General features: G+C 74.5%; 22 protein-coding genes. 14 read left to right on the top strand and 8 right to left on the bottom strand.

Annotation, left to right across the window (positions count from 1 at the left end):
- Positions 1-463: 463 nt before the first annotated feature.
- Positions 464-2,242 (bottom strand): protein phosphatase 2C domain-containing protein, encoded by a 1,779-nt coding sequence (locus tag ACIRS1_RS33865; protein ID WP_402846010.1) that lies wholly within the window; start codon positions 2,240-2,242, stop codon positions 464-466.
- 399 nt (positions 2,243-2,641) lie between these two features.
- Between ACIRS1_RS33865 and ACIRS1_RS33860 the strand changes: the two genes are divergently transcribed.
- The 5 genes from ACIRS1_RS33860 to ACIRS1_RS33840 all read left to right on the top strand — a co-directional run bounded on the left by ACIRS1_RS33860 (position 2,642) and on the right by ACIRS1_RS33840 (position 5,980).
- A complete protein-coding gene (locus tag ACIRS1_RS33860; protein WP_402846009.1) occupies positions 2,642-3,142 on the top strand; it encodes a hypothetical protein in 501 nt (166 codons plus the stop codon).
- A 103-nt stretch (positions 3,143-3,245) separates the two neighbouring features.
- Complete coding sequence (locus tag ACIRS1_RS33855; RefSeq protein WP_360212978.1) at positions 3,246-3,911, top strand: DUF3105 domain-containing protein; 666 nt, start codon at positions 3,246-3,248, stop codon at positions 3,909-3,911.
- Between the two features lie 104 nt (positions 3,912-4,015).
- A complete protein-coding gene (locus tag ACIRS1_RS33850) occupies positions 4,016-4,648 on the top strand; it encodes a DUF305 domain-containing protein (protein WP_402846095.1) in 633 nt (210 codons plus the stop codon).
- A gap of 190 nt (positions 4,649-4,838) precedes the next feature.
- A complete protein-coding gene (gene pth / locus ACIRS1_RS33845; protein WP_402846007.1) occupies positions 4,839-5,459 on the top strand; it encodes an aminoacyl-tRNA hydrolase in 621 nt (206 codons plus the stop codon).
- A gap of 2 nt (positions 5,460-5,461) precedes the next feature.
- Entirely contained in the window at positions 5,462-5,980 is a 519-nt protein-coding gene (locus ACIRS1_RS33840; RefSeq protein WP_402846005.1) for a hypothetical protein, read from the top strand.
- Between the two features lie 92 nt (positions 5,981-6,072).
- Here the strand turns inward: ACIRS1_RS33840 and ACIRS1_RS33835 are convergent, their stop codons facing one another.
- Positions 6,073-6,858 (bottom strand): alpha/beta fold hydrolase, encoded by a 786-nt coding sequence (locus ACIRS1_RS33835; protein ID WP_360212972.1) that lies wholly within the window; start codon positions 6,856-6,858, stop codon positions 6,073-6,075.
- A gap of 333 nt (positions 6,859-7,191) precedes the next feature.
- Positions 7,192-8,766: an MFS transporter gene (locus ACIRS1_RS33830; RefSeq protein WP_402846003.1), complete on the bottom strand. Its 1,575-nt coding sequence runs from the start codon at positions 8,764-8,766 to the stop codon at positions 7,192-7,194.
- Positions 8,767-8,944: 178 nt separating this feature from the next.
- Here ACIRS1_RS33830 and ACIRS1_RS33825 point away from each other — a divergent pair, with 178 nt between their 5' ends.
- Entirely contained in the window at positions 8,945-9,451 is a 507-nt protein-coding gene (locus tag ACIRS1_RS33825) for a MarR family transcriptional regulator (RefSeq protein WP_360212968.1), read from the top strand.
- Between the two features lie 142 nt (positions 9,452-9,593).
- Positions 9,594-10,112, top strand: coding sequence for a GNAT family N-acetyltransferase (locus ACIRS1_RS33820; protein WP_402846001.1), 519 nt, complete (start codon positions 9,594-9,596; stop codon positions 10,110-10,112).
- Between the two features lie 92 nt (positions 10,113-10,204).
- Here ACIRS1_RS33820 and ACIRS1_RS33815 read toward each other — a convergent pair whose 3' ends face one another.
- Positions 10,205-10,714, bottom strand: coding sequence for a methylated-DNA--[protein]-cysteine S-methyltransferase (locus tag ACIRS1_RS33815; RefSeq protein WP_402845999.1), 510 nt, complete (start codon positions 10,712-10,714; stop codon positions 10,205-10,207).
- The gene (locus ACIRS1_RS33810) at positions 10,711-12,282 is read right to left on the bottom strand and encodes a DNA-3-methyladenine glycosylase 2 family protein (RefSeq protein WP_402846093.1); all 1,572 of its coding nucleotides are present in this window, start codon (positions 12,280-12,282) and stop codon (positions 10,711-10,713) included. Before ACIRS1_RS33810 ends, ACIRS1_RS33815 begins: the two co-directional genes overlap by 4 nt.
- 194 nt (positions 12,283-12,476) lie before the next feature.
- Here ACIRS1_RS33810 and ACIRS1_RS33805 point away from each other — a divergent pair, with 194 nt between their 5' ends.
- Positions 12,477-12,941 carry an ASCH domain-containing protein gene (locus ACIRS1_RS33805; RefSeq protein ID WP_402845997.1) on the top strand — a complete coding sequence of 155 codons (465 nt, stop codon included), beginning with the start codon at positions 12,477-12,479 and terminating at the stop codon, positions 12,939-12,941.
- A 46-nt stretch (positions 12,942-12,987) separates the two neighbouring features.
- Here the strand turns inward: ACIRS1_RS33805 and rsgA are convergent, their stop codons facing one another.
- Positions 12,988-14,136 carry a ribosome small subunit-dependent GTPase A gene (rsgA, locus tag ACIRS1_RS33800; protein ID WP_360212960.1) on the bottom strand — a complete coding sequence of 383 codons (1,149 nt, stop codon included), beginning with the start codon at positions 14,134-14,136 and terminating at the stop codon, positions 12,988-12,990.
- A 386-nt stretch (positions 14,137-14,522) separates the two neighbouring features.
- Positions 14,523-15,518: a cytochrome c oxidase assembly protein gene (locus ACIRS1_RS33795; RefSeq protein ID WP_387904798.1), complete on the bottom strand. Its 996-nt coding sequence runs from the start codon at positions 15,516-15,518 to the stop codon at positions 14,523-14,525.
- 315 nt (positions 15,519-15,833) lie between these two features.
- Between ACIRS1_RS33795 and ACIRS1_RS33790 the strand changes: the two genes are divergently transcribed.
- Positions 15,834-17,468: an FtsW/RodA/SpoVE family cell cycle protein gene (locus tag ACIRS1_RS33790; protein WP_402845995.1), complete on the top strand. Its 1,635-nt coding sequence runs from the start codon at positions 15,834-15,836 to the stop codon at positions 17,466-17,468.
- Between the two features lie 223 nt (positions 17,469-17,691).
- Here ACIRS1_RS33790 and ACIRS1_RS33785 read toward each other — a convergent pair whose 3' ends face one another.
- Positions 17,692-18,987 carry a YihY/virulence factor BrkB family protein gene (locus ACIRS1_RS33785; RefSeq protein ID WP_360212954.1) on the bottom strand — a complete coding sequence of 432 codons (1,296 nt, stop codon included), beginning with the start codon at positions 18,985-18,987 and terminating at the stop codon, positions 17,692-17,694.
- Between the two features lie 177 nt (positions 18,988-19,164).
- On the opposite strand from ACIRS1_RS33785, the gene ACIRS1_RS33780 reads away from it, so the two are divergent.
- The 5 genes from ACIRS1_RS33780 to ACIRS1_RS33760 all read left to right on the top strand — a co-directional run.
- Entirely contained in the window at positions 19,165-19,248 is an 84-nt protein-coding gene (locus tag ACIRS1_RS33780) for a putative leader peptide (RefSeq protein WP_317621159.1), read from the top strand.
- A gap of 198 nt (positions 19,249-19,446) precedes the next feature.
- Positions 19,447-21,171 (top strand): nitrite/sulfite reductase, encoded by a 1,725-nt coding sequence (locus tag ACIRS1_RS33775; RefSeq protein ID WP_360212952.1) that lies wholly within the window; start codon positions 19,447-19,449, stop codon positions 21,169-21,171.
- Between the two features lie 28 nt (positions 21,172-21,199).
- Positions 21,200-21,382: a hypothetical protein gene (locus tag ACIRS1_RS33770; RefSeq protein WP_360212950.1), complete on the top strand. Its 183-nt coding sequence runs from the start codon at positions 21,200-21,202 to the stop codon at positions 21,380-21,382.
- Complete coding sequence (locus ACIRS1_RS33765) at positions 21,363-22,064, top strand: phosphoadenylyl-sulfate reductase (RefSeq protein ID WP_360212948.1); 702 nt, start codon at positions 21,363-21,365, stop codon at positions 22,062-22,064. Before ACIRS1_RS33770 ends, ACIRS1_RS33765 begins: the two co-directional genes overlap by 20 nt.
- A 77-nt stretch (positions 22,065-22,141) precedes the next feature.
- Positions 22,142-22,288: adenylyl-sulfate kinase (locus ACIRS1_RS33760; RefSeq protein ID WP_402846091.1), on the top strand; the 147-nt coding region annotated here is incomplete at its 3' end.

The following is a 22,288-nucleotide window of genomic DNA, read 5'->3' as shown; positions in this document are numbered from 1 at the left end:
CGCACGAAAAGTCGGACCCGCCGACTTCCTGTGCGGCTGCGCCCCGGGCATCCGAGCCCGCGCGAGCGCCCTGCCTCCCTGAATATGTCGACCGGTCTACAGATTCAGTCCCAGCAGGGCCGTGGTCGGCGCGCAGGAAGTCGGCTGGGCTGACTTCCTGCGCTGAAGCCGGGCTTGAGACCGGCGCCTGGGCCTAAGCCGTCCCGCCTTGGCGGCGCCGTCGGCCTGGGAAATATATCGACCGGTCTACATATGCTGCGTCGGCGCGGGGCGTGGGAGCTGGAGCCGGCGCACGAGAAGTCGGACCCGCCGACTTCTCGTGCGACCGTGTGACCGTGGCGCGGGGGCGGGCGCGGGTGCGGGTGTGGTGTCGGGCGGCCGCGGCTTGGGGTCCATGTCGCGGCCGGGAAGAATATATCGGTCGGTCTACTGATTTTTCCGGAGGCCCGTGGCCTCGGGCCGGTCATTCGGTCCAGATGGCTGCGGCGGTGCGGTCGTCGGCGTAGCCCTTGGCACGGACCTGGACCTGGCGGAGGAAGTCGACGGTGCCCGGTGGGTGCGGGTGTGCCCAGTGGCCGGCCAGGAAGTGGGCGACGGCCGGCTCGTCGGCGATCGGACGGGCCAGGCCGGGGGTGCAGAGCAGCAGGACGTCGCCCGGGGTCGCGGGGACGAGCCGGAAGCGGAACGGTCGCGGTTCCTCCGGCGGCTGCTGGCCCTCCGGATGGTGCAGCAGTCTCGCCGCATAGGCGTCGATCCAGTGGCCGGCGCGCAGCAGGTAGAGCCCGCCCGGGCCGATCCCGAACGCCGCCCGGTAGGCGGCCGCCGGGTCGAGGGACATCAGCAGGCAGTGCAGCGCCGCCGGGGACGGCGCGTCCGCCCCCGCGTCCCCCTCCTCCCGCGGCGCCAGGGCGCGCAGCGGGGCGACGGCGCTGGTGGCCAGCCGCTGGAGGCCGTAGCGGAGCCGGTCGCGGGCGCAGTCGCGCAGGTCGGCGGCCAGTCCCTCCCGGCTGCGGCCGATCGCGGCGGCCAGCTGTCGGCACGCCTCGCTCGTGGCGGTGGCGACCGCCTGCGCGGAGACCGCCTCGTCCGCGGCAGTGCCCGTCCGCTCGAAGCCGCCGAGCACCGCGAGCAGCAGCCCGTCCGGGCCGTCCCCGAACCTGGTGATCAGCAAGGTGTCCCGGCGCGGCTCGCCCCGGTAGCGGGCTGAGTCGCCGCGTACGGAGACCGCGCGCAGCACGGACTGCCCGTACTGGGCGCCCTCCAGGGCGGTGTCGGGCACGAGCGCACCGAGCGCACCGGGGTCCGTCTCCGGCACGGCGGTCGGTTCCGGGCCGTAGGTCGGCGGGCGTTCGCCGATGTGCGGCACGGTGGGCCGGTCATGGGCGCGGGCGGGTCGGGGGGACGGGTGCAGGTCCGGGATGGTCGCGGTGGCGATGGCCGTGGCGAGGGTGTCGGGGCCGGGGTCGGCTTCGGGCCCGGGTTGGGGATCGGGCTCGGGTTCGGGTTCGGCGGCGTCGGCCGGCTCGGACTCCGGCTCCGGCTCCGGCTCTGGAGCGGGGGTCGGCTCCGGCCCCGGGGCGAGCGTTTGGACGGGCTGCGGTTCGGGTTCCGGGACGGGGTCGTGGGCGGCGTGGTCGGCCCCGGTTCGGGGTTCGGCGGGTTCGGGGGCCGGCTTCTCCAGGGTCACCGTGGGCGGCGCCGGTTCGGATGCCGGCGCCGACGCGGGGGTGTCCCGGGCGAAGGCCGGGGCGGGGAACCGGTGGGTCTCGGCCGGGGTGCGCGGCTGGCCGATCACTCCGATCGCGGTGTCGAACCAGTCGTCGATGCTGTCCCGCTCCAGCAGCTCGTCCGGGGCCGGGTCCGTGACCGCTTCGGTCTCGGGCTCCCGGACGGCTTCCGGTTCCGGTTCGCGACCCGCGGTCGGAGCCTCGACCGACTCCGCCGCGGCTGCCACCGTCGCCACAGGGACTCGCTCCGGCTCGGGGTCCGACTCGGGCGCCGACGCGGGCGCCGACACGGAGGCCGGCAAGGCGTCCGACGCCGCAGTCGGTTCCGGCTCCGGCTCGGCGGTGCGCTGGTGTCCGATGAGGCCGGCCGCCGTGGCGAACCAGTCGTCGACGCTCCCGGCACCCGCGTCCGCCCGCGGGGTGTCGGGGAGGGTGCCCGCGGGGCCTTCGTAGACCTCGTCCCACCAGCCGTCCTCCGGCCGGTGCGGCTGTGCGGGTGCACCCTGCTTGCTCATCTGGCGGCTCCTGGTCGGTCCGTGGTCGCGCCGCCCCCGGCGGGGCCGGACTCGACGTCATTGTCTCCGAGTGCAACGACGCTGTCCGGGTTTCGACGACAACCGGTCAGCGACCGGAGCGTTCCCGGCCACCGCGCTCACCAGCATGTTCATGGCGGTGTCGACGGCACGGGGCGCAGCCCTCCCCCGCGCCGTCGCCGGAGGCGCCACCAGCGGTTCACCAGCGGGTTCGGCGACGGGTTCGCCCCGGGGTTCACCACTGCGTCCACGACCGTTCCGTCCGCGCTTGCCGGATGTGCCCGGAGCAGGGCGTTTCCGGGGTGTTCGGGTCCACGGACGGCCGAAAATGGGGACCGAGGAGGGGCATCGCTTCACTCGTTCGGCTGATTAAATGTGCGCATGACCGCGTCGGCCCCCAGCTCGCCCCGACCGGGGAGGGCCGCACCGGCGGGCCGCCCGGTGGGTGCGCTGTGGGTTCTGGTGCTGGTCGCCCTGCTCACCGTGCTGCCGTGCGCGGGCCAGGCCAAGGCGGTCGGCGCGGGCGTCCATCCGGCGCCGTCGACGGTCACCGCCGCGGTCACCCCAGCCGTCTCCGTCGACCGCGCCCCGCACACCGGCCCGGCCCCCACGGCCGCCGAGCAGCGCCAGCGGGCCGAACAGCAGCGGCACTGGACCTGGTGCACGGCCGACGGCGAACCGCCGCACCGCGACAACGGCTGCTCCAGCCACCCGTACTGCGCCCAGGACGCCCAGCTGCCGAACCCCCCTCCGCAGCCGCAACCGGCCGTGTCACCGCTCACGCCGGCGCCCGAGGCGCTGCCGAGGGTGGTGCCCGCCGGGCTGCTGGACGGTCCGCATCCGGCGCCCGATCTGCACGAGCTGCAAGTACACCGGTCCTGAGCGGAACCCACCGCCCGGCACCCGCCGGCGGATCCGCCCCTCCTCCCCTCTTCAGCTGACCGCCGTGCCCCAGCAGCGCGCGGCGGGGACAAGGACAACCACCATGGGTTCCGCCTCGAAGCAGTCCAACAAGACCTCCGGCAAGGCCGGGACGACCGACCGCCGCGCCCGGATAGCCGAGCTGCGCGCCGCCGAGCAGCGCCGCGAGCGCCGCAACAAGATCATCGCCTCGGTCGCCGCCGGCGTCCTGGTGATCGGCGCGATCGCCACCGGCACCTGGATCATCATGGACGCCAACCAGTCCAAGAAGGACAAGGAGGCCGCCGCCAACGCGGACATCCCGGGCGTGCAGACCTTCGGCGACCTGAGCCGCAACCACGTCAAGGAGAAGGTCACCTACCCGATGACCCCGCCGGTCGGCGGCGACCACAACGCGGTCTGGCTGGACTGCATGGGCCACGTCTACGACCAGCCGGTCGAGAACGAGCGCGCCGTCCACTCGCTGGAGCACGGCGCGGTCTGGGTGACGTACAACGGCAAGGCCACCCCGGAGGACGTCAAGACCCTCTCCGACAAGGTCAAGGCCACCCCGTACTCGCTGATGAGCCCCTACCCGGACGAGAAGGGCACCATCACCCTGAACGCCTGGAGCACCCAGCTGGTCGTGGACAGCGCCGGCGACCCCCGGGTGAACGAGTTCTTCACCAAGTACGTCCAGGGCAAGCAGACCCAGGAGCCGGGCGCCTCCTGCACCATGGGGCAGATGTGACCGCCGCCGGCTCGGACCTGCCCGAGGGGGCGGAGCCGTCCGAGGCGACCGGGCCGTCCGCGGAGTCCGCGGACGGCGCCGGGCAGTCCCGCGCGGGCCGCCGGCTGTGGTGGCCGGCCGCGCTGGCCGCCGCGCTCGCGCTGGCGCTCGGCGTGCCCGCCCTGGTGGCGAGCGGCACCTCGGCGTCCGGCACCTCGTCGGTGGCCGTCCCGGCGAACGACTCGCCCGAGGCCGGGTTCGCCCGCGACATGGCGACCCACCACCAGCAGGCGGTGGACCTGTCGTTCATCGTCCGGGACCGCACCGGCGACGACGCCACCCGGACCCTGGCCTTCGACGTCATCAACACCCAGGCCAACCAGCGCGGGATGATGATGGGCTGGCTCGACCAGTGGGGGCTGCCGCAGCACTCGACCGACAAGCCGATGGCGTGGATGCGGATGAACCACGACTACCAGGCCCACGACGGTTCGCTGATGCCCGGCATGGCCACCAACGCCCAACTGGCGAAGCTGCGTTCGCTCAGCGGCCGGGACGCCGAGGTCTACTACCTGCAGCTGATGATCGAGCACCACAAGGGCGGCGTCGAGATGGCGCAGGGCTACGTGGACGTCGCGCGGAACGACTCCGAGAAGCGGCTCGCCCAGTCGATGGTGACGGCGCAGAGCTCGGAGATCCAGCTGATGACCGACATGCTCAAGGAGCGCGGCGCCGCCCCCGGCGTCCCCGCCTCCTGACCCACCCGCTCGCCCCCGGACGGCCGGGGTGCGGCCGACGGTCCCGTACCGTCCGGACCGCGCCCCGGCCGTCCGGCGTCCGCGACCCCACTGTCCGCGACCCCGGCGTCCGCAACGCCCGGCAGCACGACCGCCCGGCAGCCGACCGGGCCTGCCACGACGACCTCCGTCACCCCCTGGAGAAGACCGGATGACCACCGACACCCCCTGGCTGATCGCCGGACTGGGCAACCCCGGCCCGTGGTTCCGCCTCACCCGCCACAACGCGGGCTTCCTCACCGTGGACCGGCTGGCCGAACGGCACGGCGCCCGGTTCCGGCGGCGCGGGATCGGCGTCCAGGTCTCCGAGATCGAGGTGGACGGCCGCCGGGTGCTGCTGGCGAAGCCGCAGTGGTTCATCAACCTGTCCGGCCGCCCGGTGGCCGCCCTGCTGCGCCGCCACGGCGTGCCGGCCGCGCAGCTGGTGGTCGTGCAGGACGACCTGGACTTCGCGTTCGGCGCGGGCAGGCTCAAGCGCGGCGGCGGCCCCGGCGGCCACAACGGGGTGCGCTCGGTGGGCGAGGTGCTCGGCACCCGCGACTTCGTCCGGCTGCGCTTCGGCATCGGGCGACCGCCGAAGGGCCAGTCCGTCGGGGACTTCGTGCTGAAGAGGTTCTCCGACGAGGAACAGGCCGCACTGCCGGGCGTGTTGGACCGCTGCGCCGACGCGCTGGAGACGCTCGTCCGGCTCGGCCTCAACCGCGCCCAGGACGCCCTGAACGTCCGGACGGACGCCCGGCTCCCGTCCGGGCGTGAAAGCCCGGTCTCCTAGGCATGGCCGAGGGGCTCGTTCACGAGGGAAGCGCGTTCGTCAATTTCCGGCACCACCTCCCGGATCCGAAGGACCACGGGTTCCGGTGGGTCGACATCAAGCGGTTCGGCTTCTCCGCGGAGTGCCCGGACGACAGCGGGTTGCTCGCCGCGCTGATCGGGCACGAGCAGTTCCGGGACGACTACGCGGGCGGTGGAGTTCTGCCGGACGGGCTCCGGCACGGTCCGTACTGGCTGCGGTCGATCACTCCGGACCGCTACGACCCGATCCGCGAGCAGCAGGCCGTGCGGATCCTGCAGGAGAGGGTGGGCCCGGCCCGCGGCCGGCCCGCAGGGCTGGAGGCGGCCCTGCGGCGGGAGGTGTTCGACCGCCTGGCCACGGCCGACGGCATCCACCACCTCGGCGAGCTCGGTGCCGGGGCGATGCACGACTGGGGCGGCGTGCACGGCGAGTTCCACGAGTTCGTGCTCGTCGACCGCTCGGCCGGGCGGATCACCCTCGTCGTCGCAGCCGACGACTGAGCCCACCACCGCCCACCCGCGGTGCCGGCCGGGGCCTGGGGCGGCCACCCGGGGCTGGTCGGCCGCCCCGCCGGTTGCGGGGCGGCGCGGTGTCAGCGGGCGAGGAACGGCTCCAGTGCCGCGGCGAGTTCGGCGGGGGCGTCGAGCGCGACGAGGTGGGCGGCGGTCGCGAACTCGACCAGGGAGGCACCGGGGATCCCGGCCGCGTACCGGCGGGCGATGTCCTGGAAGTCGGCGACGTCGAGCCGGCCGACACCCACCAGTGCGGGGACGGCGAGGGTGGCGATGTCACCGTTCGAGGGGCCCCGGGAGTGCGCGCCGACGGCCTCCTGGTTCACCAGCGAGGTCCGCAGCGGGCCGCGGAGCCGGTCGGCCAGCCCCTCCGCGACCTCGTCCCACCCGCGGGCGGGCCCGCGCAGCCACATGTCCAGGTTCACCTCGACGGCGGCGTCCACGTCGCCCGCGGCCAGCGCCGCGGTCTCGGCCTCGTCGTAGCGGACCATGTCCTCGGACCAGCCGTACCGCGGCCAGGGCGCGGAGAACAGGGCGAGGGAGTGCACCCGGTCCGGGTGGGTGAGGGCGAAGTCCACCGCCACCCGGCCGCCCCAGGAGGCGCCGACCAGCCGGACGCGCTGGTGGCCGAGGTGGTCCAGCAGGCCGAGCAGGTCGTCGGCCTCGCTGAACGGCCCGCTCGGGATCGCGGACTCGCCGAAGCCGCGCAGGTCGTACCGGATGACGGTGTGCCGCTCCGCGAGCGCGGGCACGACCGCGTCCCACATGTGGTGGTCGGCGACACCGGCGTGCACGAGCACGACGGGCGGACCGTCACCGTCGACGGTGTAGAACAGGTGGCCGAGCTCGTCGGCGATGATCGACATCCGCAGATGATCTCAGGACACCTGCGCAGGTGTCACCCGGTTACCACGGGCACGCGAACGCGGGGACGGGCACGGGCACGCGGGGACGGGCACGGGCACGGGTACGGACTCGGGCACAGGCACAGGCACGGACTCGGACTCGGACGCAGGGGACGGGCCGCCGGGGCGTGTCTCCTTCGTCGCGGCGACCGGATGAGGACGGCGACGAGGTGGGGTGCGGCCTGGAACCGTTCCACGGCCCCGCGCAGCGGCCGTCCGTCATCGACGACACAACGGGCCGGCCGCGAAGGACCGGTGCCGGTCGCGGGGGCATGACGAGCGGGGCAACACGCCTCAGGCGACGCGCGCGGGGCGGGCGGGGCGGGCGGGGCGGGTCAGGGCGGCGGCGGCCACGGCGACGGCCGCGAGGGTGAGCAGCACCGCCCGGCCCCCGGAGGCCGTACCGGCCAGGTGGACGCCGAGTACCGGTAGCGCGGTGCCGAGCGCGGTGCCGAGGCTGCGCGCCATGTTGACCATCCCGCCGCCGACCGCCGAGCACTGGGCGGGGACGGCCCGCATCACCAGCGCGTTGTTGGCCGGCAGCAGCAGGCCCAGCCCGTAGCCGGCGAGCAGCAGCGGGACGGCCGCGCCCACGGCGGTGGTCGGCAGCAGGCCGAACAGCAGCAGACCGGCGCCGGCGAGCAGCGCGCCCGCGCGGCAGCGGCTGACGTCCGACCAGGTGCGCGGCAGCAGGGCGCCGCCCACCGTCGCCGCGACGGCGAACGCGGCGGGCAGCAGGGTGATCACCAGGCCCGCCCGGGACACCGGCACGCCCGCGCCGGTGAGCAGGACCGGGCCGAGCACCAGCGGGCAGAACAGCAGCAGGTAGCCGATCAGCGAGACCACCAGCCCGGACCGCACCCCCGGGGTGTTGACCAGGCCGGGGGCGAGGATCGGCCGGGAGGCCCGCCGTTCCTGCCGGACCAGGGCGAGGGCCAGGACGGAGGCGGTGAGCAGCAGCGCGGCGGCGGCCCAGCCGGGCAGCGGCAGGCCGGAGGCGGTGGAGAGGGCGAGCAGCAGGGCGGTGGTGGAGCCGGTGAGCAGCAGCAGGCCGAGCAGGTCGAAGCGGCCGTCCTCGGGGCGCGCGGACCGCTTCGGACGGCGCCGGCCGACGCGGGGCCGGTCGGCGACCGGTCCGCCGACAAGGGGTCGGCCGGCAACGGGTCGGCCCGCGCAGGGGCCGGCGGCGCGGGAGCGGGACGCCGTCCCGGGGTCCGGGGTCGCCCCGCTCCCGGTGCCCGTGCTCCGCGTGCGGGGCAGCAGGAACCAGCCCGCGAGGATGCCGAGCACGCCGATCGGCACGTTGATCCAGAACACCCACCGCCAGGAGGCGTGTTCGACCAGCAGCCCGCCGAGACTGGGGCCGAGGGCCAGGCCGAGGCCCTGGGCGGCGGCCTGGATGCCGAGGGCGCGCCGCATCGCGTGTTCCGGGACCCCGCGCGCCACCAGGGCGACGCTGTTGGCCTGCATCATGGCGCCGCCGACGGCTTGGACGCCCCGGAAGGCGACCAGCTCGCCGAGGCTGCCGGCGAGTCCGGCGCCGAGCGAGGCCAGGGCGAAGACGGCGAAGCCGCCGAGGTACATGGTCTTGCGGCCGACCAGGTCGGAGAGCCACCCGATCGGGGCGAGCAGGGCGACCAGGACCAGGAGGTAGGCGAGGGCGACCCATTCGACGGCCGCGAAGTCCGCGTGGAAGTGCTGGCCGAGGGCCGGGAAGACGAGGGCGGTGACGCTGGCGGTGAGCTGTCCGAGGAAGGCGCCGAGGCAGACGGTGCCGACGGCCAGCCAGTGGGCGTGGCGCCAACCGGCTATGCCCCGGGGCCGGGGCCGCTCGGTGAGCAGCCGCGCGGCGAGGGCGGTGGCGTTCATGCCACGAATATATCGGACGCAGACATGTTCCCTGAGCGAGCCGATCGCCCTGCGACAGACACCGGGACGACACACCGGACGGCGCCCCGGAGGGCGCCCCGCGCGCCACCCCGGCGCCGGCGCCCGACGTCGGACAGCGCTGCCGGACCCCCTCGTACCAGGGGATACGCTGTCCGCCATGCCGTCGTCACCACACGTTCCCGACCCCGCCACCGAACCTCCCGGAACGGCGGTCGAACACGCCCGGCGGCTCACCGACACCGTCACCCGGCTGCGCCGCGCCCTGCGCAGCAGCATCCGCACCGACTACCCGTGGGAGTCCCTGCCGATGGCGCAGGTCGAACTCCTCCAGACCCTGTCCGCCGCACCCCTGCGGGTCGGCGAACTCGCCGCCCGGCAGCGGCTCGCCCCCAACACCGTCAGCGGGCTGGTCGGCAAGCTCCTCGACGCCGGGTTCGTCGACCGCCAGGCCGACCCCGGCGACCGCCGCACCGCCCGGATCGCCCTCACCCCGGCCGGGCGGCGCCAGCTCGACGACTGGCAGCGCGCCCACGAGCGCCGCATCGCCGCCGCCCTCGACGTCCTCGCCCCGGCCGACCGCGAAGCCGTCGTGCACGCCCTGCCCGCCCTCGAACAGCTCGCGCTCGCCCTGGCCGACCCGGGCGCCGCCACCGACCAGGGCTGAACCGGGTCGGCCCCCGCGGGGGCCGGACGGGGCCGGGCCCGGGCCGGACGGGGCCGGACGGCGGGCGGGGCCGGACGGCGGGCGGGTCGGGGCCGCGAAAACCGCTGGTCGGAACGGTCCGCGGCGCACTACGGTGCCCGGCATGACCACGGCACAGGTCCTCATCGAACCCTGGACGGACACCGACCTGGCGCTGCTGCGCCGCGTCAACACCCCCGAGATGAAGCGGCACGTCGGCGGCCCGGAGACCGACGAGCAGCTCCTCGTCCGGCACCGACGCTACCTGGACTTCGTCCCGTCCGGCCTCGGCTGCATGTACCGGATCGTGCTGCTCCCCGAGGGCGAGGCCGTCGGCACCGTCGGCTACGGCACCCGGACCTGGCGGGGCGAGACCGTCCACGAGATGGGGTGGAACGTGCTGCCCGGGCACCAGGGCCGGGGCATCGCCGTCGCCGCCGCCCGCGCCGCCGTCGCGGCCGCCCGCCGCGAGGGCGCCCACCGCCACCTGCACGCCTTCCCCTCGGTGGACAACCCCGCCTCCAACGCGGTCTGCGCGAAGGCCGGGTTCACGCTGCTCGGCGAGACGGACTTCGAGTTCCCGCCCGGGCGGTTCATGCGCAGCCACGACTGGCGGGTGGACCTCCGGAGTCCGGAGGACTGAGCGGCCGGACGGCGGGACGCCGACGGCCGGACGGCGACGGCGGGAAGCGTCGGCCCGGCAGGAGCGGGACACCCGCAGCCGGGCGGGCCGCGTCAGAACAGCGTGCCGCTCTCCAACTCCAGCAGCCAGCGCTTGCGGTCCACACCGGCGGCGAAGCCGGTCAGCGAGCCGTTGGCCCCCATGACCCGGTGACAGGGCCGGACGATGAGCAGCGGGTTGGAGCCCACCGCCCCGCCGACCGCCCGGACCGCCCGCGGCGACTCCCCGGCCAGGTCGGCGAGCCGGCCGTAGGTGACGGTCTCGCCGTAGGGGATCTCGTCGAGGGCCGCCCAGATCCGCCGCCGGAACTCGGTGCCCACCGGGGCGAGCGGGAGGTCGAAGCCGGTGCGCTCGCCCGCGAAGTAGGCGGTCAGCTGGGCGACCGGCTCGGCCAGCGCCTCCGGGTCGAGGACCCAGTCGTCGGCGGGCTCGGCCAGTGCGTACTTCTGGCCGGGTGCGGTGACGGTGGCCAGCGCGGCCGGCCCGCCGTCCTCGGGCAGGACGCCGCTCAGCAGCAGCCGGCCGAGCGGGCTCTCCATGGTGGTGTAGACGGTGGTGCTCATGCCTGTGCGTTCTCCGTTCCGGTACTGGTGGTGCTCACGGGCCCGGCCCACAGCCGGTGGACGGCGTAGGAGCGCCAGGGCGCCCAGGCCTCGGCCGCGCGGGCGGCGTTCTTCGGGTCGCCGGGGGCGCCGAGCCGGACGAGTCCGTGCCTGACGCCCGCGTCGCCCGGGAGGAAGACGTCCGGGTCGGCGAGGGCCCGCATCCTCAGGTAGCCGACGGTCCACGGGCCGATGCCGGGCAGGGCCAGCAGGCTCGCCGCGGACTCCTCCCGGTCCACTCCGCCGTCGAGCCGGACCACGCCCTCGGCCAGGGCGGCGCAGAGGCCGGTGAGCGCCCGGCGGCGGGCGGCGGGCATCGCGAAGTCCTCCGGGTCCGCGGTGGCCAGGACCGCTGCGGTCGGGAAGAGCAGGTTCAGCCCACCGCTGGGTTCGGGCAGCGCGGCGCCGTACTTCCGGGCCAGCCGGCCGGCCAGCGTACGGGCGGCGCCGACGGTGACCTGCTGGCCGAGGACCGCGCGGACGGCGAGCTCGTGCGGGTCCACGTGGCCGGGCGAGCGAAGACCGGGGCGGGCGCGGACCAGCGGGCCGAGCACCGGGTCGGCGCCCAACTGCTCGTCGACCGCGTCCGGATCGGCGTCGAGGTCGAACAGGCCGCGCAGGCGCTGGACGGCGGTCGGCAGGTCGCGCAGGTCGGCGAGCAGCAGGCGGCAGTCCAGCCAGCCGCGGGTGCGCGGCTCGCCCGGCGCGAGGCCGTCGACCTCGGCGATGCCGTGACCGTACGGGAGGGCCAGGGTGCGGCGGTAGGTCCGGACGCCGGGGCGCTGCCCGGGGACGACCTCCTCGACGCCGGGGACGGCGCGCAGGGCCAGGAAGTCGATCAGGTGGTCGCTGTCGAGCGCGCCGCGGTAGGCCAGCCGGAGGGTGAGGCCACCGGCCGGGGCCGCCGTGCGGCGGCCGGCCGCGACCTCGGCCCGCAGGCCGCTCGGGGTGCGGTCGTAGACCTCGCGGACGGTGTCGTTGAACTGCCGGACGGAGGCGAAGCCGGCCGCGAACGCCACGTCGGTGACCGGCAGTTCGGTGGTCTGGAGCAGCAGGCGGGCGGTCTGGGCGCGCCGGGCGCGGGCCAGCGCGATCGGGCCGGCGCCGAGTTCGGCGGTCAGCTGGCGCTGGAGCTGCCGGGAGCTGTAGCCGAGGCGGCCGGCCAGGCCCGCCACGCCCTCGCGGTCCACCACGCCGTCGCCGATCAGGCGCATCGCGCGGCCGACCAGGTCGGCGCGGTGGTTCCACTCCGGCGATCCCGGCACGGAGTCGGGCCGGCAGCGCCGGCAGGCGCGGAAGCCCGCGCCCTGGGCGGCCGCGGCGCTGGGGTAGAAGACGCAGTTGACTCGTTTGGGGGTCACGGCGGGGCAGCTCGGTCGGCAGTAGATGCCGGTCGAGGTGACGGCCGTGAAGAAGACACCGTCGAAGCGGGCGTCGCGGCTGTCCACTGCTCGGTACCGGATGTCGTCGTCGATCACGCTGTCCAGTCTGCGGCACCGGGGAGGGGGTGACTGGCGGGAATCGGACATCGCCATGGGGGGCCCTCCCCCTCCCCCCTCCCCCACCCCACCCGCCACCCGCCACCCGCCACCCGCCACCCGCCACCCAGGGCCCACGGCCCACCCAGCCCGGACCACCCCGGCTCTCTGGGTCGCCGGGTGACCCTCGGCCACCGCCCGATAATCCCGGGCCCGGAGCAGCTGCGGCGGATACGCTCGCCCGAATGAGCGATCTGAGCACGCAGCCCTACACCGGCCCGGACGACCCCAGGATCGTCGCCATGCGCCCGGCCGAGTTCGCCTTTCCCGGTCCGCTGCGGGACGCCCTGGTCACGGCCGTCCTCAGCGGCGCGAAGACGAGCACCACCGGTCTGCTGACCGAGTACGAGGTCGCGGACGAGCCCCTCCCCCTGGTCGGGGAGCTGACCGCGGTGCTCGACTCGGCCGACCGCCGGATCGCCGTGATCGAGACCACGCACGTCCGGATCGTCCCGCTCTCCGAGGTCGACCTGCAGCACGCCCTCGACGAGGGCGAGGGGTACGACACGGTGGCCGCCTGGCGCTCGGCGCACGAGCGCTTCTGGCACGGCCCCGAGCTGCGCGGCGCCCTCGGTGACCCGGGCTTCACCGTGGACGACACCACCTCGGTCATCCTGGAACGCTTCCGCCTGCTGGCCGACCTCCGCTGAGCCGAGTGGCCCGCGCGGAGGCCGGTCACGGCCGGCGCGGGCCTGGTCAGCGCTTCACCGGACCTCCCGAGGCGCGCATCGACTTGGTGATCGTCTTCCACTTCTTGAGCCGCGCCGAGGCCAGGCGGGCGTCCGAGCGGGAGGCGATCCACTCGTTCTCGCGCTGGAGCTTGAGGTAGCTGTCCATCCGGCGCTGCGGCAGCGTGCCGTCGGCCAGAGCGGCCTGCACCGCGCAGCCGGGCTCGGTGTGGTGCCCGCAGTCGTGGAACCGGCAGTCCTCGGCCAGTTCGGCGATGTCGCCGAAGGCCATCTCCACGCCCTCGCCACCGTAGAGGCCGACCTCGCGCAGCCCGGGGGTGTCTATCAGCACGCCCCCGCCGGCCAGCGGGAACAGCTCACGGGTGGTCGTGGTGTGGCGGCCCTTCTGGTCGCCCTCGCGGGCTTCCTGGACGGCCATCACGGCGGTGCCCGCGAGGGTGTTGGTGAGCGTGGACTTGCCCACGCCGGACTGGCCGATCAGGGCCGTGGTGCCGGGGATGCAGGCGCGCAGCACGTCCATGCCCTCGCCCGTCTCGGCGCTGACCACGAGCACCGTCACGCCGGGCGCGATCGCCTCGACGTCGGCCCGGATGAACTCGGCGTCGTGCACCAGGTCGGCCTTGGTGAGGACGACCAGTGGTTCGGCGCCGGACTCCCAGGCCAGGGCGAGGAAGCGCTCGATCCTGCCGAGGTCGGGGTCGGCCGCCAGCGAGGCGGTGATCAGGACGGAGTCGACGTTGGCGGCCAGCACCTGACCGTCGGAGCGCTTGCCCGCCACCTTGCGGATGATCGCGGTGGAGCGCGGCAGCAGCGCGGTGACGGCGGCCATCGGCCGGGCGTGGAGGTCCACGGCGGCCCAGTCGCCGGTGCACGGGCAGTTGATCATGTCGGCGTCGCCCACCGGCCGGGTGTCGAGCCGGACGGTGCGCGGCTCGCCGGTGTCCGGGTCGGCGAGCACGGCGTCGCACTGGCCGCGGTCGACCCGGACGATCCGGGCCGGGAGCAGCCCGGCCTCGACGTACGGGGCGAACTGCTCGGCGAGGTCGGACGTCCAGCCGTACCCGGCCAGCGGCGCGTCACCGGAGGACGGCGACGAAGAAGGGGAAGAAGAGGAAGAGGAAAGAGGGAACGACGAAGTGGAGGCAGCGTTGAACAACGCAGTGTGCCCTTCGGGAGGAGATGGTCCCGGCGGGCTGCGGCTGGCGCGGAGAGGTCAGCCGGCGGCCGGGATGAGGAGGTGAACGCGCGTACTGCCCAGGGCAGCTATCGGGGCAACGACAACCACGGGGGCCACCTCCTGCTCTCTACTCCTCGGGCGGCCTCTCGGCGCCCGAACCGGACGTGCCAAACGCTAGCGGAGCGGGGCGCTCCCGCCAACGGGTTTTTGACCTGCACGAATGCGGGGGCGAGGGCGGGATGAACCCCACGAGGGGCAAAGTTTGGCCCTGCCTGCGCCCTGCCTGCGCCCCGCCGGCGCCCCGCCTGTGCCCTGCCTTCGCCCCGCCGAGCCCCGCCCGCCGGACCCCGGCGTCCCGCCCGGCCCTACCCGCCGTACCGGTGCTTGAGGTTCGGGTCGTCCAGCCACCAGGGCCGCATCCCGGCCTCCTCCTCGGCCGGCCGCCCCTCCTCCAGCGCCTCCGCCGCGGCCGCCTCGAAGCGGGCGTCCAGCTCGGCGTCCACCGCCTCGGTCTCCTCCCGCCCCTGCACCACCATCCGCCGCACCAGGGCGGCGAGGAACGGCAGCCCGACCAGGTCGCCCAGCACCCACAGCGCGTTGCCGCCCCAGGTCTGGTCCTGCGCGAGGCTCGGCCCCCACGGCCGCCCGAGCGCCACGTAGTAGTGCTCGGCGACCAGGTGCCCGCCGTAGATCAGCACCAGCCCGAGCGCCGCGTCGAAGATCACCTCGGCGAAGGTGATGAACAGCCCGACCAGGTGCGGGTACTCGTGCCCGACCGGGTCGATCTGCAGCCGCGGCCAGAAGTACGCCAGGCCGAGCAGCACCAGCGCCAGGTGCAGCAGCACGTTCCCCGCCGCGCTGGACACCGACTCCTCGTACCAGGGCGTGCAGTACAGCAGCCACGGCGGCGCCATCAGCAGAGCGGTGGAGACAGCCGGGAACATCAGCACCTTGGACGGCCGGCTGCGCAGCGCCCGCAGGACGCGCTCGCGCCGGGCCGGCGGCGCGGCCGCGACCAGCAGCGAGACCGGCGCACCGAGCGCGAGCAGCAGCGGCACGACCATGAGCAGCAGCACGACCTGCACGGCCCGGTCGGTGAACAGCACGCGTTCGTAGACGCCGAGCCCGGAGCAGGTGCACCAGATCCAGAGCAGCAGCCCGCCGAGGAAGGCGGCGGTGCGGGAGGGCTGCCAGCGCGGGCCCCCGGCGCGGCGGACGGAGCGCACCGCGGACAGGTACCAGCCGGCGAGCAGCACGGAGAGGCCGAGCACCAGCGGTTCGGCCGTCCACGAGGTGGCGAGGTCGGACCACTGCCAGGGGGGCGGGCCGCTGTAGGCGAGTTCCCGCACCGCGCCGTCCATCCGTCCACCTCGTTCGCCCGCTGCCGGTCCGCCGCCGCACCGGCGTCCCGGATCGCGGCCCCCGCTCCGGAGGTCGCGCGGGCCCGGCGCCGTGCCCGGCCATGATGGCCCCCCGGCCGACCCCCGCCCGCGCCCGGGCCCCACCTCTATACCTGCACCAGGACAAGGCTTTACCAGGCCCCGGACAAAGCCTTGCCCGGGCAAAGTTCTGGTCTGGTCACCCGCCTCCGCGCAACCGCCGGGGCGCCCGTCCCGTCTGGCAGGATGCACCGTCGGCGGTAGCGGCCACGGGGTCATGACAAGGGGACGACAAGGGTGCTCAGCACTGCACGCAGCGAGGGCCGCCGCCTGGCGGGGCGCCACCGCAACATCGAGCTCGGTCTGCTGGCGCTCGCGGTGGCCGTCTGCCTGGCGGGCCACGTCGACGCCGATCTGGCGCTGACCGGGGCGATGCCGCACGGTCTGCTGGTGCACGCGCTGGCCCTGGGCGGGCTGGCCGGGGCGGCCCACCTGGCGGTGCGCCGGTTCGCCCCGTACGCGGATCCGCTGATCCTGCCGCTGGGCGTCTTCCTGACCGGCTTCGGCCTGATGCTGCTCGACCGGCTGGACGTCTCGTACAAGGCGGTGCACGCCGCGAAGGGCGACTACCAGAAGCTGCCGGCCGCGCCCTCGCAGTTGATGTGGGTGTTCATCTCGGTCGCGGTGGCGATCGGGCTGATCGTGCTGATCAAGCACCACCGGTTCTTCCAGCGGTACGTGTACCTGCTGATGACCGGCGCGCTGATCCTGCTGGCGGCGCCGGCCTTCTTCCCCGGCCGGGCGGAGGACTTCGGCGCGAAGCGCTGGATCCGCCTGTTCGGGCTCTCCTTCGAGCCGGACGAGTTCGTGAAGGTCGCGATCACGATCTTCTTCGCCGGCTACCTGATGGCCTCCCGGGACGCACTGGCGCTGGCCGGCCGGAAGGTCTGGGGGCTGACCCTGCCGCGCGGACGGCACGCCGGCCCGGTGCTGGCGATCTGGGTGGTCAGCCTGCTGGTGCTGGTCTTCGAGCGCGACCTCGGCACCTCGCTGATCTTCTTCGGCGTCTTCGTCGTGATGCTGTACGTGGCGACCGAGCGGACCAGCTGGGTGGTGCTCGGCGTCCTGATGGCCGTCGGCGGCGCGGCGGTGGTCGGCACGGTGGAGCCGCACGTGCACGGGCGCGTCGAGGCCTGGCTGCACCCGCTGGACATCTACAAGGAGCACCACGACCCGGCAATCATCTCCGACCAGCCCGCGGAGGCGCTGTTCAGCCTCGGCACCGGACACCTGACGGGGACGGGCCTGGGCTCGGGACGCCCCTGGCTGATCGGGTTCGCCGGGCGCAGCGACTTCGTCTTCACCACGATCGGCGAGGAGCTGGGCCTGGCCGGGGTGACGGCCGTGCTGCTGGTCTACCTGCTGCTGGTCCAGCGCGGGCTGCGCACGGCGGTCGGGCTGACCGACCCCTTCGGCAAGCTGCTCGCGGCCGGGCTGTCGACGGCGCTGGCGCTGCAGGTGTTCGTGGTGGTCGGCGGGGTGAGCGGGCTGGTCCCGCTGACGGGCAAGGCGCTGCCGTTCCTGGCGGCGGGCGGCTCGTCGCTGCTGGCGAACTGGCTGATCGTGGCCCTGCTGATCAAGCTGAGCGACTCGGCCGGGCGCACGGCGCTGGAGCCGGCCCAGCCGGGCCCGGAGCCGCTCCCGGTCCAGGCCGGCCGTCCCGACCGGTCGGCGGCCCCGGGCGGACCGGCGACGGGCACCCCGCCGGTGGGGACCCCGACACCCGGCACCCCGACCTACGGGACGCCGACGCCCGCGGACCCGGCCGGCTCGCACGCCCCTGCCGAGGCGTCCCCGTTCGGCCACCCCCCGGCCCCGCACGGGCCGCGCGCCCCGAACCTCCCGTTCCCGCCGAACCCCGCCACCGCCTGACCCCGTCCCGCCCGCGCAACCCCGGGAGGGGCCCGGGCCGGCACCGGACGACGACAGGGCCTCCCCGCACCCGCGGGAGAGGCCCTGCCGCACGTCCCGGCCTACGAACCAGCCCCACGGACCAGCCCGACGGGCCGGGCCCTGCCGACCCCGCCCTGCCGTGCTCCCGGCCCCAGCCGGACCCCGGCCCCCACCGGCCCCCGCCGGCCTCCGCCGCCATTCCCTACTGCTGCTCCCACGGCGGCTTGGGCGGGTAGCTGGGCGCCGGCCGCTCCGGCGGAGGCCCGGCCGGCCGGTCGCTGTCCGGCGGCGGTGGCCCGGGCCGGTGGTGGGGCCCGCCGCGGGCGGTGAGCCGGCCGCGGACGTTGTCGGCGGCCAGCACGTCGGCCCAGCGTTCCGGGTACTCGGAGGGGACGTCGGCCTCGGTGTCGTCGCCCTCGTCCTCCCACTCCTCCTCGGCCCCCTCGGCGAGGCCGAGTTCGCGGGCGCGCCGGGCCCGTTCGACGGCGCGCCGGGCGGCGACCTCGCGCACGACGGCGGCGGCGGCCTCCTCGTGGGCGCGCTCGTTCTCGGCGCGGGCGTCGGCGGTCTCCAGGGTGGGCCAGCGGCGGTCTATGGCGGCGTTCATGGCGGCGCCGATGAGGACGGCCAGGGCGACCACGAAGATCCACAGCAGGACGGCCACCGGCGCGGCCAGCGAGCCGTACACCGTGGGGCCCTCGACCGAGCTGACCAGGTAGATCCGCAGCGCGACGCTGCAGACGACCAGCACCACCAGGGCGACCAGGGCGCCGGGGATGTCCTCGCGCCACGGGGTGGAGACGGGGACGGCCAGGTGGTAGAGGGTGGTCAGGGAGACGATCAGCAGCAGGATCGCGACCGGCCAGTAGGTGGCGCCGACCAGCCCCGCGACGCCCGGCACGGCGTTCTCGATCAGGCCCGGACCGGCCATCAGCAGCGGCAGCACGAGGGAGCCGATGACGAGGGCGCCGAGGTAGAGGCCGAGGGACATCAGCCGGGTCTTGACGATGCCGCGCTTGCCGTCGAGCCCGTACATGACGGTGATGGTGTCGATGAAGATGTAGAGCGCTCTGGAGCCGGACCACAGCGACAGCAGGAAGCCGATCGAGATGAGGTCGGGCCGGGTGTGGTCGAACACCTGGTTCAGCAGCGGGACGACGACCTGCGTGACGGAGGAGTCGGACAGCACCGTTCCGGAGGCCGAGACGATGTCGTGCTTGAGCCGGTCGATGGTGCCCGCGCCGAGGAACTCGTCGAGGTAGCCGAGGGTGCCGGCCAGGCCGAGCAGCAGCGGTGGGATCGACAGCAGGGTGAAGAAGGCCGCCTCCGCGGCGAGGCCGGTGACCCGGTACTCGACGCAGGTGTTGGTGGTGTCCCTGACGAGTTCCCACGCCGTGCGGCGCCAGGTGGCCTGTTTGGCCGCGCGCCGGGAGCCCTTGCCCCGGCGCCGGGACGGCCGTTCGGGGGTCGGTCTGCTCGTATCGCCTGCTGCTTGCACAGGGCTAACGGTATCGGGCCGGGCCCGCGCGGTTGATCTCCCCCGGGGTACGGTCGCACGGGAGGCCCCGGGGCCGGGAGCGGCGGGAACCTCCGCGAGTCTCACATGACGAAACCTCAGCGTCCACAATGCGGATGTTAGTGGACCGCGAGTCCCACGCCGTGCGAATCTCTTGCCATGTCTAGCGCCGGAACCACCCTGGTAGGTCGACTCCACGTCGACCTCCTCCGCGTGTCCAGCGCCATCTGTCCGGTGATCTGAGCCCACCCCGCCGCACCACCGCACCCGGCGCCATCCACCTCGCCGTCCCCGCTGAAGCGGACGCGCAGGCGCCCGCCCGGCCACGGTCACTGCTCTCTCCGGCCCTGGGAAAACCCGCAGGTCACAGCAGCCCCGCCCCGCCGAGCACGCCCAGCGACCAACCCGGCGTCAGAGCCACCTGCCCCGAAGGACTTCACCATGGCCACCACTCCCGAGACCACCGAGCCCGCGGCCGACCGCGCGCCCGCGCGCCGCCCCGCGGCGCCGCGCAAGGTGACCCGCCACCGCGGTGAGGGCCAGTGGGGCATGGGCCACCACACCCCCCTGAACGCCAACGAGCAGTTCAAGAAGGACGACGACGGTCTCAATGTGCGGACACGCATTGAGACGATCTACGCGCACCGGGGCTTCGACTCGATCGACCCGGCGGACCTGCGCGGCCGGATGCGCTGGTGGGGCCTGTACACCCAGCGCAAGGAGGGCATCGACGGCGGCAAGACCGCGATCCTGGACCCGCACGAGCTCGACGCCGAGTACTTCATGCTCCGCGTGCGCATCGACGGCGGCCGGCTGACCGTCGCCCAGCTGAAGGCGATCGCCGAGGTCTCCGAGCAGTACGGCCGCAACACCGCCGACCTGACCGACCGCCAGAACGTGCAGTACCACTGGATCCGGATCGAGGACGTCCCGGCGATCTGGCAGAAGCTGGAGGCCGTCGGCCTCTCCACCACCGAGGCCTGCGGTGACACCCCGCGCGTCATCCTCGGCTCCCCGGTGGCCGGCATCGCCGAGGACGAGATCATCGACGGCACCCCCGCCATCGACGAGATCCAGCGCCGCTTCATCGGCAACAAGGACTTCTCCAACCTGCCGCGCAAGTTCAAGTCCGCCGTCTCCGGCTCCCCGCTGCTGGACGTGGCGCACGAGATCAACGACATCGCCTTCGTCGGCGTCGTCCACCCCGAGCACGGCCCCGGCTTCGACCTCTGGGTCGGCGGCGGCCTCTCGACCAACCCCCGCCTCGGCGTGCGACTGGGCGCCTGGGTCCCGCTGGACGAGGTCGCCGACGTCTACGGCGGCGTCATCGGCATCTTCCGCGACTACGGCTACCGCCGGCTGCGCAACCGCGCCCGGCTGAAGTTCCTGGTGGCCGACTGGGGCCAGGAGAAGTTCCGTCAGGTGCTGGAGGACGAGTACCTCGGCCGCCGCCTGGTCGACGGCCCCGCACCCGCCGAGCCGGTCGCCCGCTGGCGCGACCACGTCGGCGTCCACAAGCAGAAGGACGGCAACTACTACATCGGCTTCGCGCCGCGCGTCGGCCGCGTCGACGGCCGGCTGCTCGGCCAGATCGCCGACCTCGCCGCCGCCCACGGCAGCGACCGGCTGCGCACCACCGCCGAGCAGAAGATGCTGATCCTCGACGTCGCCGAGGACCAGGTCGAGTCCGTGGTGGCCGGCCTGGAGGCGCTCGACCTGCGGGTCACCCCGTCGCCGTTCCGCCGCGGCACCATGGCCTGCACCGGCATCGAGTACTGCAAGCTCGCCATCGTCGAGACCAAGGAGCGCGGCCGCACGCTCATCGACGAGCTGGAGAAGCGCCTGCCCGACTTCTCCGAGCCGCTGACCATCAACATCAACGGCTGCCCGAACGCCTGCGCCCGCATCCAGGTCGCCGACATCGGCCTCAAGGGCCAGCTCGTCACCGACGAGGACGGCAACCAGGTCGAGGGCTACCAGGTGCACCTGGGCGGCGCGCTGGGCCTGGAGGCCGGTTTCGGCCGCAAGGTCCGCGGCCTCAAGGTCACCAAGGAGGGCCTGCCGGACTACGTCGAGCGCGTCCTGACCCGCTACCAGGCCGACCGCGCCGAGGGCGAGCGCTTCGCCCAGTGGGCGGCCCGGGCCGGCGAGGAGCAGCTGTCGTGACCGCGCACCGGGAGAAGCGGGGTGCCCGATGAGCGAGCGTGCCGCGCCGTTCTTCTGTCCCTACTGCGGGGACGAGGACCTGCGCCCCTCCGAAGCCGGGCACGGGGCCTGGGAATGCCACGGGTGCCGCCGCGCATTCCAGTTGAAGTTCCTCGGCCTGCTGTCCGCGACCAACCACGGGGGTCCGTCCGATGACCAGCGCAACGACTGACTACGAGGCGATCGCCACCACCGCCGCACGGGAGCTGGAGGAGGCCACGGCGCAGGAGATCCTGCGCTGGGCCGCCGACACCTTCGGCAGCCGGTTCTGCGTCACCTCCTCGATGGAGGACGCGGTGGTCGCCCACCTCGCCTCCTCGGTGTTCCCCGGCGTGGACGTCGTGTTCCTGGACACCGGCTACCACTTCGCAGAGACCATCGGCACCCGTGACGCGGTGGCCGCGACCATGCCGGTCAACGTCATCACGCTCCAGCCGCTGCGCACGGTGGCCGAGCAGGACGCCGAGCACGGACCGCACCTGCACGACCGCGACCCGGACCTGTGCTGCGCGCTGCGCAAGGTCGAGCCGCTGAACCGCGGCCTCGGCGGCTACGACGCCTGGGCCACCGGCGTACGGCGCGACGAGTCCCCGACCCGGGCGAACACCCCGGTGGTGGCCTGGGACGCCAAGCGCCGCAAGGTCAAGATCGCCCCGATCGCCCGCTGGACGCAGGAGGACGTCGACGCCTACGTCGCCGCCAACGGCGTGCTGCTCAACCCGCTGCTGTGGGAGGGCTACACGTCCATCGGCTGCTCGCCGCTGTCCTGCACCCGCAAGCCCGCGGAGGGCGAGGACGCCAGGGCCGGCCGCTGGTCCGGCTCGGGCAAGACCGAGTGCGGCATCCACCTCTGACCCACCGCCACCGCCGTTCCGGCACCGCACCCTCCCCCTCTCCGACCCACCGCCACCTACCGACGAAGGACTCCACCGTGACCACAGTTCACACCCCGGCCGCCGCGGCCGCAGCCGCAGGGGCGGCCCGCGCGGCCGGCCCCTGCGAGCGCGGCGCCACCGTGTGGCTGACCGGGCTGCCGAGCGCGGGCAAGACCACGCTCGCCTTCGCCCTGGCCGGGCGG

Origin of the sequence: Kitasatospora sp. NPDC101176 (genome assembly GCF_044768035.1) — a bacterium.
Classification (GTDB): Bacteria; Actinomycetota; Actinomycetes; order Streptomycetales; family Streptomycetaceae; genus Kitasatospora.
Note: the sequence above shows the minus strand (reverse complement) of the source record. Positions and strands in the feature narration are given on the sequence as shown.